The organism is Sinorhizobium sp. FG01 (assembly GCF_002531875.1).
Taxonomy (GTDB): Bacteria; Pseudomonadota; Alphaproteobacteria; order Rhizobiales; family Rhizobiaceae; genus Sinorhizobium; species Sinorhizobium fredii_C.
In genome coordinates this window covers 77,710-94,264 of the sequence record NZ_NWTB01000005.1, presented here as the reverse complement: position 1 = coordinate 94,264, position 16,555 = coordinate 77,710, and the positions used below count along the sequence as shown (strand labels likewise).

Genomic DNA, 16,555 nt, shown 5'->3' with positions numbered 1-16,555 from the left:
AGGGAGAGTCTTGTCCCGCGCTTACGAGAAAGGGCGCGAAGCGATCTGCTCCGCGCCCCGAGTTGGATTGAACTGAAGCCGGCTTATTCGGCCGCTTCGCCGCCGTCCTTCTTGTCGGACTTGTCGCCCTTTTCGGCGACGATCTCCTTGCCGGTCGCCTGGTCGACGACCTTCATGGAGAGGCGGACCTTGCCGCGCTCGTCAAAGCCCATCAGCTTGACCCAGACCTTGTCGCCTTCCTTGACGACATCGGTCGTCTTGGCGACGCGCTCGGAGGCGAGCTGCGAAATGTGGACGAGGCCGTCACGGGCGCCGAAGAAGTTGACGAAGGCGCCGAAATCGGCGGTCTTGACGACCGTGCCCTCATAGATCTGGCCGACCTCCGGCTCGGCGACGATCGAGTGGATCCACTTGCGCGCCGCCTCGATCTCCTTGCCCGACGACGAAGCGATCTTGACGGTGCCGTCGTCCTCGATGTTGATCTTGGCGCCGGTTTTCTCGACGATTTCGCGGATGACCTTGCCGCCCGAGCCGATGACTTCGCGGATCTTGTCGACCGGAATGTTCATCACCTCGATGCGCGGCGCGAATTCCCCGAGCTGGCCGCGGCTCTCGGAAATGGCCTTGGCCATTTCGCCGAGAATGTGCAGGCGGCCACCCTTGGCCTGGTTGAGCGCAACGCCCATGATCTCTTCGGTGATGCCCTCGATCTTGATGTCCATCTGCAGCGAGGTGATACCGGCTTCGGTACCGGCCACCTTGAAGTCCATGTCGCCGAGATGGTCCTCGTCACCGAGAATGTCGGAGAGAACGGCGAAGCGGTCATCTTCCTTGATCAGGCCCATGGCGATGCCGGCGACCGGCTTGGCGAGCGGCACGCCCGCATCCATCAGTGCCAGCGAGGTGCCGCAGACGGTTGCCATCGAGGAGGAGCCGTTCGACTCGGTGATTTCGGAAACGACGCGCAGCGTATAGGGGAACTGCTCCGCCGTCGGCAGCATCGGGTGGATGGCGCGCCAGGCGAGCTTGCCGTGGCCGATTTCGCGGCGGCCCGGAGAACCCATGCGGCCCGTCTCGCCGACCGAGAAGGGCGGGAAGTTGTAGTGCAGCATGAAATTTTCCTTGTACATGCCGGTCAAGGAATCGACATACTGCTCGTCTTCGCCGGTGCCGAGCGTGGCGACGACGATCGCCTGCGTTTCACCGCGGGTGAAGATCGCCGAGCCGTGGGTACGCGGCAGGAGGCCGACTTCGGCGACGATCGGGCGAACCGTGACGAGGTCGCGGCCATCGATGCGGCTCTGGGTGTCGAGGATGTTCCAGCGGACGATCTTGGCCTGCAGGTGCTTGAAGACAGAGGCGATTTCCTCGGCCGAGTGGGCCGGGTTCTCGATGCCTTCCGGCAGGAAGTGCTCCTTCACCTTGGCCTTGACGGCGTCGACGGCGGCATAGCGTGCGGCCTTCTCGGTGATCTTGTAGGCGTTGCGCAGCTCGTCCTCGGCAATTGAAAGCATGGCGTTTTCAAGCGCGGAATGGTCTTCCGGCTCGAACTCGCGCGGCTCCTTGGCGGCCACTTCGGCGAGCTTGATGATCGCGTCGATGACCGGCTGGAAGCCCTTCTGGCCGAAAACCACGGCGCCGAGCATGACGTCTTCCGGCAGCTCCTTGGCTTCGGACTCGACCATCAGCACGGCTTCCTGGGTGCCGGCGACGACGAGATCGAGCGTCGATTCCTCCATCTCGTCGAGGTGGGGATTGAGCACGTACTGGCCGTTGATGTAGCCGACGCGGGCGCCGCCGATCGGGCCCATGAAGGGAATGCCGGAGAGTGTCAGCGCCGCAGAGGCGGCCACCATCGAGACAACGTCCGGGTTGTTTTCAAGGTCATGCTGCATGACCGTGACGATCACCTGGGTGTCGTTCTTGTAGCCTTCCGGGAAGAGCGGGCGGATCGGACGGTCGATCAGGCGCGAGACGAGCGTCTCGTTTTCGCTCGGACGGCCTTCACGCTTAAAGTAACCGCCGGGGATTTTGCCGGCGGCATAGGTCTTTTCCTGGTAGTTGACGGTCAGCGGGAAGAAGTCCTGACCGGGCTTCGGCGCCTTGGCGGAAACAACCGTGGCCAAGACGACGGTTTCGCCGTAGATGGCGAGAACGGCGCCGTCCGCCTGGCGGGCGATCTTGCCGGTTTCGAGCTTGAGCGGACGCCCAGCCCATTCGATTTCTACCTTGTGGGTCTCGAACATGTTCTGTCCTTCGTGTGCGGGAGACCGTCCGCGGCTGTTGCAGCGCAGACGATCTTGTTGCCGCTTGGTGTGGCGCATCACGGGCAAGACAACGGGAGGCTTCAAACAGTACCGGCCGCTCACCGCTTTGCCGCGCTCACTCGTATGGAAGCGCTTCGGCAAGCAGGCGCCGAAGCATCCTGCAATCCTGCCCCATGACGGGCCATCGGTTGATCCGCGATACCGGCCCATCCGGCTCGCTGGACATCTCCAGACTGCGCCTACGGCGCCCGTGGAGAGAGAATTCTACAGCGCCGTGCATCCCTTTCGACGCACAAAGGCCGCAGTGGGCGGTTCAGCGCCCAAAAAAATCCGGCGGATCGCCGAGCGACCCGCCGGACAGTCGATTAGCGACGGATGCCCAGGGCACCGATCAGCTTGCTGTAGCGCGCTTCGTCTTTCTTCTTCAGATAGTCGAGGAGCGAACGACGGCTGGAAACCATCGCGAGAAGACCACGGCGGGAATGGTTGTCCTTCTTGTGGTCCTTGAAGTGGTCGGTCAGGTTGTTGATCCGTTCCGTCAGGAGCGCAACCTGGACTTCCGGAGAACCGGTATCGCCTTCGGCGGTTGCGAATTCCTTGATGAGCTGAGCCTTGCGCTCTGCAGTGATCGACATCGGCTGATCCTTTCGTTTTCGAGGATTTGAGGTCGCCGGCAGCCGGGATGTCGTCCAGCCGCGGCCGTTCACACGAAGAGGCGACGCCTTTTCGCTGGCGTGGCTATAACCGAAACGGACACAAAAGGAAAGGGTGATCGAGCCGGCTGCGGGTACCCCGCTGCGCCGCATTTTTCTTCCGCATCAAGCCGCCGCGAGCATTGACGCCGGCAGGCACCGGCATCAACTGTCCGCCCCGCCTCGGGGCTCGCCGCGGGGGATGCGGATGTGCCATTCGATGCCGTCGGCATGCATCTTTCTGTCGAGTTCGGCGCGCAGTGCGATGCCGAGCATGCGCTCGATCACAACCGAGCCGAACCCCCGGCGGGGCGCCTGGCCCGGCTCGGCAAGATCCGCGCCGCTCTCGCGCCAGCGAATGGTGATCGTTCCGGACGACACCGACCACTCGAGCTTGACCGCGCCCGTCGCATTGGCAAGCGCCCCATGCTTGATCGCATTGGTCGCCAGTTCGTGAAGGACCATGCCGAGCGTCTGCGCCATTTGGGTGTCCAGCCGCAAACTTGGCCCGGCAAGCACGATGCGGTCCGGATCGTCCGGCGCAAAGGGCTGAAGCTGGTCCTCGGCAAGCTCGCGGAAATCGACACCCATTGCCGCATTGGCGATCATCAGGTCGGTCGAGCGGGCAAGCCCAGCAAGCCGCTTGCGGAACGCGTCGACGAACTCCGCGGTGTCCTCGCTCGACGCCGCGGATTGGGCAAGCATCGACTGGATGACAGTCAGCTGGTTCTTCGAGCGATGCGCGACCTCGCGCATGAGGAGGCGGATTTCCGCCTCGGCCTTGGTACGGGCCGCCGCCGCGCGGGCAAGCGCTGTCGAGACGGCCTCGACTTCGGTGATGACGTAGCGGCGCGGCTCGATCACTTCGCCGGCGCCGAGACGCCGTGCGTCGAGCGCCAAGAGCTTGACCCCCTGCGTCAACAGCCGCGCGATGGTCAGGGATCCGGCAACGGCGATGCTGGCGAAAATGATGCCGCCGAGCGACAGCCAGAGAAACGACCACAGGATCGGCGCATCGACTACCTCCCGCGGAGCCCAGGCGACGATGCGCCAGCCGGTGATGACCGAGAATTCCGAGACGACGCGGTAATCCACCCCATGCTCGTTGATGTCGCTGACGCCGATGCTGATCTGAGGGAGCTTGTCCAGAAAGAACGCTTCCCCGGGACGGGCCGCGGGATCGGAGGAGGCGATCACCTTGCCTTTGCCGTCGACGAGCGCGGCATTCCACCCCGGTGAAAGCGTGTCCCGATTGACCGCCTTGGCCATCCGAGCCGCATCCTGGGTCAGGCCCAACAGATACCGTTCGCCGTCCGGCCCGTTTATCGGCAGATAGACGTTGAAGACCCAGCTCCTGGAGGTGTTCGCGAAGAAGGCGCCGGAAACGAGCGGTCCGCTGCTTTTCAGGGCCAGGTCGAGGTCCGGATCGGATCCCCGCCCCAACAGCGTCCCGAAGGGAACGCCGGTGCTCATCCGCAAATTGTGATCGCTATCGACGACGATCAGATTGGAATGGGTGCCCGCCAAAGCACTCGAAGCGCGGTGGTAGAAACCGCGCAGATCGCGAAGATCGACCGCCCCAGAGGTCGACAGGACCCGAAGCGTGGTCATCATGCCCTCGACCTCGCGCTCGACGATCCGGGTAACGGAGCCGGTCGAGGCCCTCAGCAGCGAGGTGACGACCTGCTCCTGCGCATCGACGCTGCGCTTCACGATCACGAAGGAGAAGATGAAGGAAGGGATGATGGCGATCAGCAGCAGCGAAAGCAGATAGAAGCTGAAGGGCCTGCGAAGATAGGTGCGAACAAAGGCCGCGACCGCTTGCAGTCCGCCGGATGAGACCTCGCTCTCGCTTTTCTCTGGCGCCTTGAGCATCCGTACCGCCTTTCGCCCGGGCTTCTCAACCCCGTTGCGCGCCTATACGCCGCACGCAAAGCGGCGCAATTGTTGGCCGGGCACCGGCTGCCGGTCAATGGCTGGCGAACACACGCTTCGGTCGAAATTCACCTTCGGCGACTTCACCGATCGCAACGAGCTTGCCGCGTGCGGTTGCGTAGGCCTCCGGAGCCGGCAACGGCGCGTCCCGACCACGCAGGATGATCGGGTTGCCCATTCTCAACCGGTGCGCCTGATCCTCGCTTACCGCCACATGCGGCAGATCGGAAAGCGCCTCGCCGGTGTCGATCAGATAATCGTCGAGCGCGGCAAGTCGTTCCGCATCGTCCTCGATCTTTTCCAGCGCCACGAGATCGGCGAGCGAGACCATGTCCTCCTCGCCGAAGGGCGCGACGAAGGTGCGGCGCAAGGAGGCGATGTGGCCGAAGCAGCCGAGATCGCGGCCCATGTCGCGGGCGAGCGAGCGGACATAGGTGCCCTTGCCGCACTCGATCTCGAAATGGGCGAGATGCGGCGTCGAGCCGATCAGCGAGAGGCGGAAAACCTCCACCTCGCGGGGTGGGATTTCTACGGTTTCGCCGTCCCGCGCAAGGTCGTAGGCGCGCTCGCCGTCGATCTTGATCGCCGAAAACTGCGGCGGTACCTGGCTAATCACGCCGGTATATTTCGGCAGCAGGGCACGGATTGACTCTTCGCTCGGACGCTCGGAAGACGAGCTGACGACATCCCCTTCGAGGTCGTCGGTCGAGCGTTCCTCGCCCCAGGCGACGGTGAACTCGTAGATCTTGCGGCCGTCCATGACATAGGGAACGGTCTTCGTGGCATCGCCGAGCGCGATCGGCAGCATGCCGGAGGCCAGCGGATCGAGCGTGCCGGCATGGCCGGCCTTCTGCGCCTTGAACAGCCACTTGATCTTGGACACAGCCTCGGTGGAGCCGAAATCGAGCGGCTTGTCGAGGATCAGCCAGCCCGAAATCGGGCGGCCCTTGGGTTTGCGCGGCTTGGACATGGATCTTCTATTCTTCGTCGTCGGTGTCGGGATCGAGGTCGCGGCTGACTTCCGGCGAGCGCAGCAGCGCGTCGATCTTCTGGTAGTTGTCGAAGCTGGTGTCGTCCCTGAAGCGGACGTCCGGCATGTATTTCATCTGCCTGAGCTGCGGCCCGAGCCGGCCTCGGATGAATTTCGCATGCTTGTTGAGCGCCTCGATGACCGCCGCATGATCGGCGACACCGAGCGGCGTAACATAGGCCGTCGCTATCTTGAGGTCGGGCGACATCCGCACTTCGGAAATCGAAATCACCGTCTTCTCGATCAGCGGGTCGCGGACTTCGCCGCGCTGCAGGACCTGGGTGATCGCGGCGCGCACCTGTTCGCCGACGCGCAGCATGCGCTGGGACGGAGCAGAGGATGTGGATCTGGTCATTGTGCTTATCCTGGATCACGGCGATTGCGGTCACATCGACCGGACTCGAGCCGCGATCGGTTCAATAGAGACGAGACGGCCATGATCGGCATCTCGCCAGCATCTCGTCTCGTTCCGCAAAAAACAGGAGCGCCGGAGATGATCCGGCGCCCCTACAATCTGTTGCCGGATCGACTTAGAGCGTCCGCGTGATGTGCTCGACGCGGAAGCACTCGATCGTGTCGCCGGCGCGGATGTCTTCGTAGTTCTCGAAGGCCATGCCGCATTCCTGGCCGGACTGGACCTCGGAGACCTCGTCCTTAAAGCGCTTGAGCGTCTTGAGCTTGCCTTCGTGGATGACGACGTTGTCGCGCACCAGACGGACACCGACGCCACGCTCGACCTTGCCCTCGGTGACGCGGCAGCCCGCGACCTTGCCGACCTTGGTGATGTTGAACACCTCCAGGATCTCCGCATTGCCGAGGAAGGTCTCGCGCCGCTCGGGCGAGAGCAGGCCGGACATCGCCGCCTTCACGTCATCCACCAGATCGTAGATGATGTTGTAGTAGCGGATCTCGATACCGGACCGCTCGGCCGCATCGCGCGCCTGCTTGTTGGCGCGGACGTTGAAGCCGATGATCGCGGCATTCGATGCCTCGGCGAGCGAGATATCCGACTCGGTGATGCCGCCGGCGCCGGAATGCACGATGCGCGCCCGTACTTCGTCGGTTCCGAGCTTGTCGAGAGCACCGGCGATCGCCTCGATCGAGCCCTGCACGTCGCCCTTGATGACCAGCGGGAACTCCTTCAGGCCGGAAGCCTGGAGCTGGCTCATCATCTGCTCGAGCGAGCCGCGCGAGCCGGACTGGCGGGCAACCATCTTCTCGCGGGCAAGCCGCTGGCGATATTCGGAGATCTCGCGCGCACGGCTCTCGTTCTCGACGACGGCAAACTTATCCCCGGCCGCCGGCGTGCCGGAAAGGCCGAGGACCTCGACCGGCATCGAAGGACCTGCTTCCTTGACGTGTTCGCCCTTGTCGTTGACGAGCGCACGCACACGGCCCCACTGATCGCCGGCGACGATGATCTGGCCAGGCGTCAGCGTGCCCTTCTGCACGAGGACGGTGGCAACCGCACCGCGGCCGCGGTCGAGCTCGGCTTCCACCACCGTACCCTCAGCCGTCCGGTTCGGATTGGCCTTGAGGTCGAGGATTTCCGCCTGCAGCAGGATCGCTTCGAGCAGCTTGTCGAGATTGGTCTGGTTCTTCGCCGAGACCTCGACATCGAGCACCTCACCGCCCATCGATTCAACGAAGACCTCGTGCTGCAGGAGCTCGGTGCGAACCTTCTGCGGGTTCGCCGTCGGCTTGTCGATCTTGTTGATCGCAACGATGATCGGCACGCCCGCCGCCTTGGCGTGGTTGATCGATTCGATCGTCTGCGGCATCACGCTGTCATCGGCCGCGACGACGAGGACGGCAATGTCCGTCGCCTGGGCGCCGCGGGCACGCATCGCCGTGAAGGCAGCGTGGCCGGGGGTGTCGATGAAGGTGATCTTCTGACCGTTCTGTTCGACCTGGTAGGCGCCGATATGCTGGGTGATGCCGCCCGCTTCACCGGCGACCACATTGGCGTGCCGGATCGCGTCGAGCAGCGACGTCTTGCCGTGGTCGACGTGGCCCATGATCGTCACGATCGGCGGGCGGGAGATCATGGTCTCATCCAGGTCGGCAACGTTGAAGATGCCTTCCTCGACGTCCGACTCGGAAACCCGCTTCACCGTGTGGCCGAATTCGCCGGCGATGAGTTCGGCGAGATCCGCATCGATCAGGTCGCCAGGCTTCATCATCTGGCCTTCCTTCATCAGGAACTTGATGACATCGACGGCGCGCTCCGACATGCGCTGCGACAGCTCCTGAATCGTGATGGTCTCCGGCAGGACGACCTCGCGCGAAATCTTCTCGCGGGTTTCCTGCATCTGGCTGCGCCGGAACTTTTCCTGGCGGCGGCGCATCGCCGAAAGCGAACGGCCGCGCTGGCCGCCGTCCTCGTCGACGGCAGCGGTCAGCGTCAGCTTGCCCTGGCGACGGCCCTCGTCGCCCTTGGCGCGCGGAGCGGGCTTTGCCGGCTCGGGACGTACGACCTTGCCGCGGGCCGGTCCGGCACCGCTGCGCGGGCGTTCATCCTCGTCGTCACTGCTTGGCCGGCGACCGCGAAGAGCTGCCCCGGGGACACCGGGCGCCTGAGGCGCGGCAGGCGCCGGGCGGACGGGCTGAGGAGGTGCCTCGGCGCGACGCTCGGCGACCGGGCGCTCCTCCGCGACCTCATCGGTCTTTTCGGCGACGACCGCCGGGCGAGCAGCTTCCTCGGCGGCGCGTCGGGCGGCCTCTTCCTTTTCGCGGGCGAGGCGCGCTTCTTCTTCTGCGCGACGACGCACTTCCTCTTCGGCGCGACGCTTGGCTTCCTCGGCATCACGCACCTGGGCTTCAGCCAGCGCACGACGACGGGCTTCCATCTCGCCGGCCGAGAGGTCGTTCAACACGACGCCGACCCGGGGACGGTTCTGCTCCGCGCGCGGCTGATGGGGCTGCGGCTGCGGGGCCGGGCGGCCAGCCGGGTGCGGCTGAACGGGGCGCGGCTCGGCCGGCCGCGCAACGGGCGTCGCGCTCACCGGCGTGATCGGACGCTCGTCCTTGTGGCGCGTCAGGCCGAACTTCTTCTTGGTTTCGACCACGACCGCCTTCGAGCGACCGCGGCCCATGTCCTGGCGCACAGTCCCCTGCGTCACCCCGGCGGGCTTCAGGGTCAGCGTCTTCTTGCCCGCTACGCTGAGTGTCTTGTCGTCTTTGTTGTCGGTCATTCCGTTCCGTTCCTAGCGATCAGGGCCGGATGCGTAACACCTGACCCCGTCTTCCAATTTGTCTCAAGCAGCGTTCGCGATGCCGGCCTCTGCCGGTGACGCGTGTCATTGCTGTGGCTTATCAGCGCCGCCTTCGGCCCGGACCGGGACGGATCCTCGGTACTTTTCGAGCATGATTGCGCGCTTCACTACACCCTCACCCGCCTGCCCTGCAAGCGCTGCGGCATGGATAAAAGCATTACTTCCCAAAAGCTCCTCCATTTCCGCCGCCGCAAAGGGGCGGAACGCAGGTATTTCCGTTTCATCCTCGGCGACGAAGCTCATCGCCTTGCGGGCCTGATCGATCTTGCGGACACCGTCGGCGGCCGCTTCGGTCGCATGGAACACTGCAAGCGCCGCGAGTCCGCGCACCGCCTGCTCGGTCTTGGTGGCGCCGGAGACGAACTGGCCGGCCTTGCGCGCCATATTCATCATTCCGGCAAGCTGCTCGGCGAGCAGCCTGTCGACCTCGTCGGCCAATGCCGGCTCGGCCTTCACCTCGGCACGCAGAGCGCGGGCGAAGAGCTTCTTCGCCACCGCCTTCTCGACGAGGCGCCGCTCCGCCCTTACCCAGCAACCGCGCCCCGGAAGCTGCCGCTTCAGGTCGGGCACGACGCGGCCGTCCGGCCCGGCCACGAAGCGGATCAGTTCATCCGGCAATCCGCTCTCGCGCGTGACGATGCAGGTCCGGCTGCTGCCGCTCCGGTCCTTCGGGCCCTTGTCTGAAGGCAGAATCTCCGAGAGCAGGATTTCGGTGGCGGCTGTCATCCTGGATCAGGCGTCCTGCTCCGAACCCTCGGCAACTTCGATCGGCTCGTCCTGATCGCTCGCGAGGTCTTCCTCGGTGATCCAGCCAGCCGCCAGACGCGCCTGGACGATCATCGCCTCGGCCTCTTCGCGGCTGACGTCGAGCTTGGAGAAGGTGCCCTCGAAGCGCTTGGTCTCGCCGTCCTTGCGCTCCGTCCAGCCGACGAGGTCGTCGGCGGCGCAGCCGGCGAAGTCCTCGATCGTCTTGATGCCTTCCTCGCCGAGCGCGACCAGCATCTGGCTGGTCAGGCCCTCGATCTGACGCAGGTCGTCCGAGACGCCGAGCTCCTTGCGCCGGGCGTCCATTTCGGCCTCGATCTTGTCCAGATATTCGCGGGCGCGCGTCTGGATTTCCGTCGCGGTTTCGTCGTCGAAACCATCGATCGAGGAAATCTCGTCGAGCTCGACATAGGCAAGCTCCTCGACCTGGGCGAAGCCCTCGGAGGCAAGCACCTGGCCGACCATCTCGTCGACGTCCAGCGCTTCCATGAACAGCTGGGTGCGCTCGTTGAATTCCTTCTGGCGGCGCTCGCTCTCCTCCTGTTCGGTGAGGATGTCGATATCCCAGCCGGTCAGCTGCGAGGCAAGGCGAACGTTCTGGCCGCGGCGGCCGATCGCCAGCGACAGCTGCTCGTCCGGCACGACGACCTCGATGCGCTCCGCGTCCTCGTCGAGCACGACCTTGGTCACTTCGGCCGGCTGCAGGGCGTTGACGATGAAGGAGGCGGGATCGGGCGACCACGGGATGATGTCGATCTTCTCGCCCTGGAGTTCGCCGACGACCGCCTGGACGCGCGAGCCGCGCATACCGACACAGGCGCCGACCGGGTCGATCGACGAATCGTTGGAGACGACGGCGATCTTGGCGCGCGAGCCCGGGTCGCGGGCGACGGACTTGATCTGGATGATGCCGTCGTAGATTTCCGGCACTTCCATGGTGAAGAGCTTGACCATGAACTGCGGATGGGTGCGCGACAGGAAGATCTGCGGACCGCGCTGCTCGCGGCGCACGTCGTAGACGAAGGAACGGACGCGATCGCCGTAGCGCATGTTCTCGCGCGGGATCATCTCGTCGCGGCGAATGATGCCCTCGCCGCGGCCGAGGTCGACGATGACGTTGCCGTATTCGACGCGCTTGACGGTGCCGTTGACGATCTCGCCGACACGGTCCTTGAACTCCTCAAACTGGCGGTCGCGCTCGGCCTCGCGAACCTTCTGCACGATCACCTGCTTGGCGGACTGCGCGGCGATGCGGCCGAAATCCATCGGCGGCAGCGGATCGGCGATGAAGTCGCCGAGCTTGGCGTCCGGGTTGCGGTCTCGGGCGAGCTCGAGCGGGATCTGCGTCGAGTAGTCCTCGGCCTTCTCGACTACTTCGAGAAGACGCTGGAGACGGATTTCACCGGTCTTCGAATTGATGTCCGCCCGGATGTTCGTTTCCGAACCATAGCGCGAGCGGGCCGCCTTCTGGATCGCGTCTGCCATCGCGGCCAGAACGATCTCGCGGTCGATCACCTTTTCGCGTGCCACAGCGTCCGCGATCTGCAGAAGCTCGAGCCGGTTAGCACTGACTGCCATGTCTTGTCTCCGTCTGGTTACAGGGGCCTCACAAGCGCGCCCTGCCTCATTCGATATCTCTGTCTTCGTCTTCGAAATTCTCATTGGCGGCACGCGCCGCCTTCGCCTTCTTGTCGGCCGCCAGCGCGTCGCGGATCAGATCGTCGGTCAGGATCAGCCGTGCTTCCGAAAGGGCGGTGAACGGGATGGCGACGACGGCCTCTTCGCCATAGGCGGGCTGGTCGCGCTCGAGGCGGAAACCGTCGTCGTCCACCGACACGATCTTGCCGCGGAAGCGCTTGCGCCCGTCGACCATGATCGAAGTCTCGCACTTCATCAGATGGCCCTGCCAGCGGAAGAAATCGGACTTGCGAACCATCGGGCGATCGATGCCCGGCGACGACACTTCGAGATGATACGCCTTGTCGATCGGATCTTCCACATCGAGGACCGGCGAAATGGCCTTGGAGACGTCCTCGCAATCCTCGACGGTCATGGTGCCATCGTTGCGCTCGGTCATGATCTGCAGCGTCAGGCCGTTCTGACCGGACATGCGCACGCGCACAAGGCGGAAACCCATCTGCACCAGCACGGGCTCGATGATGTCGGCAATGCGCCGGTCGAGGCCGGTCTCGGTGATCAGCCGCGGTTCATTTTCAGTTCCAGCCGTTGTCGGTTCGGACAAACGATCATCTCCTCGTCGGACCGGCTAATAAAAAAGAGCGGGTCCTGACGGGCCCACTCTTCATCTACCGATCAAGAATTTGACGCTCATATACGCTGCATCGCCGGAAATTGCAAGGCTTGCGGCAGACCCGGCCGGCAGATGAGGCAAATCCCGTCTAATGGCAAGTTTAAGCGGCTGGCGTGCCGCATTTCGAGGTTTATAACGAGACCACACCCCGCATCATCGGCAAATGAGAGAGACACGAGGTGACGAACCGCATATCGCCGCTGGCGCCCTTCCGGCACGACACGTTCCGGATCATCTGGATCGCCAGCCTCGCTTCCAACTTCGGCGGCCTCATTCAGGCGGTGGGTGCCGCCTGGCTGATGACGTCCATCTCCCAATCGGTCAACATGGTGGCGCTGGTGCAGGCCTCGACCTCGCTGCCGATCATGCTCTTCTCGCTGGTCTCCGGCGCGCTCGCCGACAATTTCGACCGGCGGCGGATCATGCTGGTCGCCCAGGCCTTCATGCTTGCCGTTTCGGCGCTCTTGACCGTCTTTGCCTATTACGGGCTGATCACCCCGTGGCTGCTCTTGCTCTTCACCTTTCTGATCGGCTGCGGCACGGCGCTCAACAACCCGTCCTGGCAGGCTTCGGTCGGCGACATGGTGCCGCGCGACGACCTGCCGGCGGCCGTCGCGCTGAACAGCATGGGCTTCAACATCACCCGCAGCGTCGGCCCGGCGATCGGCGGCGCCGTCGTCGCCGCCGCCGGAGCGGCCGCGGCCTTCGCCGTCAACGCGCTCAGCTATTTCGCCATCCTGTTCGCGATTTCCCGCTGGCGGCCGAGCATCCCACAAAGCGCCTTGCCGCGCGAGCGGCTGGGCCGAGCGGTTTCGGCCGGGCTGCGCTATGTGGCGATGTCGCCCAATATCGGCAAGGTGCTCCTGCGCGGCTTCGCCTTCGGCCTTTCGGCAAGCGCGATCCTGGCGCTGCTGCCGCTTGTCGCCCGCGACCTCGTCAAGGGTGGACCGCTCACCTACGGCATCATGCTTGGCGCCTTCGGCCTCGGGGCGATCGGCGGCGCGTTGCTCAGCGCGCGCCTCCGGGAGCGCCTGTCGAGCGAAGCGATCGTGCGGCTGGCCTTCGCAGGCTTCGCCGCAAGCGCGATCGTCACTGCGCTCAGCCCGCAGGCATGGCTGACCTCGCTCGCCCTCACCGTCTCAGGCGCCTGCTGGGTGCTGGCGCTGTCGCTGTTCAACACCACGGTGCAGCTCTCGACGCCGCGCTGGGTGGTAGGACGGGCTCTCTCGCTCTACCAGACGACGACCTTCGGCGGTATTGCCGCCGGCAGCTGGCTCTGGGGCGTCGCCGCCGAAGAATACGGCGCCGCGAATGCGCTGATCGGCTCCTGTCTTCTGATGCTTACCGGCATCGCCATCGGCCTGCGCTTCGCGCTGCCGGAGTTCACGTCGCTGAACCTCGACCCGCTCAACCGCTTCAACGAACCGCTGCTCGCTCTCGACCTGAAACCCCGCAGCGGACCGATCGTCGTGATGATCGACTATGAGATCGACGAGCCGGACATCCCCGAATTCCTGACGACCATGGCGGAGCGGCGGCGCATCCGCATCCGCGACGGCGCTGGCCATTGGGCGCTGATGCGCGACCTCGAAAACCCGATCATCTGGACCGAGACCTATCACGTGCCGACCTGGGTCGAATATGTCCGCCACAACCAGCGGCGCACGCAGGCGGACGCGGCCGTCGGCGACAAGCTGACGGCGCTCCACCGCGGCGACCAGCCGCCGCGCGTCCACCGGCTGATCGAGCGCCAGACGATCGTTCCCGGGCATTACGAGCGCTACAAGCAGCCGGCGGAGATGCATTGAGGGGACAGATGCGAAAATCTGACGCCGAGCACCGGAGCCGAAACGGCAAAAATTGGCTCCGTGAGTCCGTTGGCGATGAGCACGCTTGGCGACTGGAAAGGTCGCCGGGCCGATCACGATCGCCGTCGAGAGTAGGCAGGTGGTCAATACGGCCCAGGTGCGATCATGCTCAATTCTGCGAACACTCATCGGCAGAACTGAAGTCAATTGAACGTATGGAGCTTGATTTTCAAACTGCCATCGGCTTGGCGCTCAAAGACATGCGTGGCAATCCCACCCCAAGGCTGGTCTTTGCCCTGGGCATCCTTGCCCTTGGCAGACCATTTAGCTGCGCCGTAAATCAACTTTCCGTCGCCATCCACCCTGATCACCTCAAGTCTGTGATCGGTGGCGCCCATGCCGAATATGCCGCTGAAGAACTTTTCAACGCCAGCAGGTCCCTCGATCAAATCATGGCTAGGAGGAAGAAGAAGCGCGTCCTCCGCATAGAAGGTGGCAACCGCCTTGGCATCCCGCTTTCCAAAGGCCTCGTCCCAAGCTGTATATGCGGCCTTCACATCTTCCATAGGACCGGCCCGAGCTTCCATTGGCGCCATGGAGATGAAGTATGCTACAAGCATGGCGATACAATCATAGCGTAACATGACATTCCTCCTTTGATTGTTGGCATGCTCCTGCAATTGCTAATGCATGTCTCCTTAAATCGACCTCGATTTAAGGACCCAAGACATGCAGCAATTCAAAATGCTACAGCGACCTTTGCGCATCCGATAAGACGCGCGGCGCTGTAGTGTATCAGATCTGGCTAAAATGCGGCACGGAACGGCGACACGTCCACTGTAGTCCATTCAGGATAGAGGCCAGACCGATGATCGCTAGCGCCGTGGCCGGCGGCCACGACGTCGGGGTTCGCGGACGTTTCAAGGACCGTATCAAACACCAGACCCTGTGCGCGATGAGCTGCGCTTCCTGGCGGAACGGCTCTTTGGCCTTTCCCGAGGAATTCAGCCTTTTGCGGCCAGACCCAAAGTCAGCGCAGCTTCGCCTTCAGCGACGGATCGGGAAAGCAAGTCGGCGCCAGGCCGTTCTTCGCCTGCCAGTCGCCGAGCGAGCGGCGGGTCTTGTAGCCCGGCAAGCCGTCGACCTTGCCGACATCGTAGCCGATTGCGACCAGCGCCTTCTGCATGCCGAGCACGTCGGAGCGCAGCATCTTGCCGACATCGCCCCATTCGCCTCGGAAGGCGCCGCCGCCCGAGGCGATGCGGTCGGCAAGGTTGCCGATGAAGAGGGCGTAGAGGTCGGAATTGTTGTATTCCTTGATGACGTAGAAATTCGGCGTGACGACAAAGCCCGGCCCGTGGGTGCCGGCCGGCACCAGCATCATGCCGGAAGCCGACCGCTCAGCGGACGGAAAGGCCTTGCCGGAAACGCGGGCGATTCCCATGCCGGCCCAATCGGCAATCGGCCGCGCCAGGTCGGGGCCTTCCTGGGCGCAGGAGACGCCGTTAGGGATCGATACTTCGAAGCCCCAGTCGCGGCCGCTCTGCCAACCCTTTTCAGACAGATAGTTGGCGATCGAGGCGAGGCTGTCCGGCACGGAATTCCAGATGTCGCGGCGGCCGTCACCATCGAAGTCCACCGCATATTTCAGGAAGCTCGACGGCAGGAACTGCGGTTGGCCCATGGCGCCAGCCCAGGAACCGCGCATTTCACTTTCCTTGACGTCGCCGCTCTCAAGGATGGTGAGCGCCGCGATCAATTCGCGCCGAAAAAGCTCCGGCCGCGTCGACATGAAGGCTTTGGTGGCCAGCACGTCCATGATCGGATGCGGGATCTTCGCCCGGCCGAAGCCGGATTCGCGCCCCCAGATGGCCAGCACGACCTGTCCCGGAACGCCGTAGCTCCGCTCGATCCGCTTCAAGGTCGAGGCATGCGCTGAGGCGAGGCTGCGGCCGGTCGCCGCGAGGCCCTGCAGCCTCTTCTCGGAAAAATAGGAACCGGGCGACGAGAACTCCGCCTGGCTCTGCTTGCGCTCCTTCGCCTTCGGAAAGCCCGGCGGCGCCAGATCGGGCAGGTCCCAATTGAGCTTCACATCGGCGAAGGCGGCCTTGAAAGCAGAAGCGGAAATCCCGGCCTGTCTCGCCTCCGGCCAGAGATCCTTCGCAAGCCACTGACGGAACTTTGCTTCGACATCGGCCTTGGTGGCGGCGTGGGCGGGAAGGTTGAGGGCGAGGAGTGCGGCGATGGTCGCGAGGATTAGGCGTGCGCGAGGCTTACCCCCCTCTGCCCTGCCGGGCATCTCCCCCACAAGGGTGGAGATTGCCGGGCGGCAAGGGCTTCCCCCTGCGGAAAGAGACGCGTGTGCGGCGGCGGTGTTGTGAATTTGTGCGCTCGTTCCAAACTGATCTCCCCCCTTGTGGGGGAGATGCCCGGCAGGGCAGAGGGGGGTGGACCCTGCAGGACCGGCAAACC

Annotated in this window: 12 protein-coding genes; 1 reads left to right on the top strand and 11 read right to left on the bottom strand. The window is 64.1% G+C overall.

Annotated features, from left to right (window positions below):
- Positions 1 to 83: 83 nt before the first annotated feature.
- The 9 genes from pnp to rimP form a co-directional block, all read right to left on the bottom strand.
- A complete protein-coding gene (pnp, locus tag CO656_RS08550; protein WP_037422393.1) occupies positions 84 to 2,246 on the bottom strand; it encodes a polyribonucleotide nucleotidyltransferase in 2,163 nt (720 codons plus the stop codon).
- A gap of 386 nt (positions 2,247 to 2,632) precedes the next feature.
- The gene (gene rpsO, locus CO656_RS08545; RefSeq protein ID WP_097525654.1) at positions 2,633 to 2,902 is read right to left on the bottom strand and encodes a 30S ribosomal protein S15; all 270 of its coding nucleotides are present in this window, start codon (positions 2,900 to 2,902) and stop codon (positions 2,633 to 2,635) included.
- Positions 2,903 to 3,124: 222 nt separating this feature from the next.
- The gene (locus CO656_RS08540) at positions 3,125 to 4,834 is read right to left on the bottom strand and encodes a sensor histidine kinase (protein ID WP_097525454.1); all 1,710 of its coding nucleotides are present in this window, start codon (positions 4,832 to 4,834) and stop codon (positions 3,125 to 3,127) included.
- A gap of 94 nt (positions 4,835 to 4,928) precedes the next feature.
- Positions 4,929 to 5,864, bottom strand: coding sequence for a tRNA pseudouridine(55) synthase TruB (gene truB, locus CO656_RS08535; protein WP_037422401.1), 936 nt, complete (start codon positions 5,862 to 5,864; stop codon positions 4,929 to 4,931).
- Between the two features lie 7 nt (positions 5,865 to 5,871).
- Positions 5,872 to 6,279: a 30S ribosome-binding factor RbfA gene (gene rbfA, locus CO656_RS08530; protein WP_037422404.1), complete on the bottom strand. Its 408-nt coding sequence runs from the start codon at positions 6,277 to 6,279 to the stop codon at positions 5,872 to 5,874.
- 175 nt (positions 6,280 to 6,454) lie between these two features.
- A complete protein-coding gene (infB, locus tag CO656_RS08525; protein ID WP_097525453.1) occupies positions 6,455 to 9,118 on the bottom strand; it encodes a translation initiation factor IF-2 in 2,664 nt (887 codons plus the stop codon).
- Positions 9,119 to 9,223: 105 nt separating this feature from the next.
- On the bottom strand, positions 9,224 to 9,925 hold the full coding sequence (locus CO656_RS08520) for an RNA-binding protein (RefSeq protein WP_097525452.1): 702 nt from the start codon (positions 9,923 to 9,925) through the stop codon (positions 9,224 to 9,226).
- Positions 9,926 to 9,931: 6 nt separating this feature from the next.
- Positions 9,932 to 11,542, bottom strand: coding sequence for a transcription termination factor NusA (gene nusA, locus CO656_RS08515; RefSeq protein ID WP_037422421.1), 1,611 nt, complete (start codon positions 11,540 to 11,542; stop codon positions 9,932 to 9,934).
- A gap of 46 nt (positions 11,543 to 11,588) precedes the next feature.
- Positions 11,589 to 12,206, bottom strand: coding sequence for a ribosome maturation factor RimP (rimP, locus tag CO656_RS08510; RefSeq protein WP_037422424.1), 618 nt, complete (start codon positions 12,204 to 12,206; stop codon positions 11,589 to 11,591).
- 248 nt (positions 12,207 to 12,454) lie between these two features.
- Here rimP and CO656_RS08505 point away from each other — a divergent pair, with 248 nt between their 5' ends.
- The gene (locus CO656_RS08505; protein WP_037422427.1) at positions 12,455 to 14,083 is read left to right on the top strand and encodes an MFS transporter; all 1,629 of its coding nucleotides are present in this window, start codon (positions 12,455 to 12,457) and stop codon (positions 14,081 to 14,083) included.
- Positions 14,084 to 14,286: 203 nt separating this feature from the next.
- Here CO656_RS08505 and CO656_RS08500 read toward each other — a convergent pair whose 3' ends face one another.
- Together CO656_RS08500 and CO656_RS08490 are read right to left on the bottom strand one after the other, a co-directional pair.
- Complete coding sequence (locus tag CO656_RS08500; protein ID WP_234819742.1) at positions 14,287 to 14,727, bottom strand: nuclear transport factor 2 family protein; 441 nt, start codon at positions 14,725 to 14,727, stop codon at positions 14,287 to 14,289.
- A 386-nt stretch (positions 14,728 to 15,113) separates the two neighbouring features.
- Positions 15,114 to 16,391: a lytic murein transglycosylase gene (locus CO656_RS08490; protein ID WP_234819741.1), complete on the bottom strand. Its 1,278-nt coding sequence runs from the start codon at positions 16,389 to 16,391 to the stop codon at positions 15,114 to 15,116.
- Positions 16,392 to 16,555: the final 164 nt, after the last annotated feature.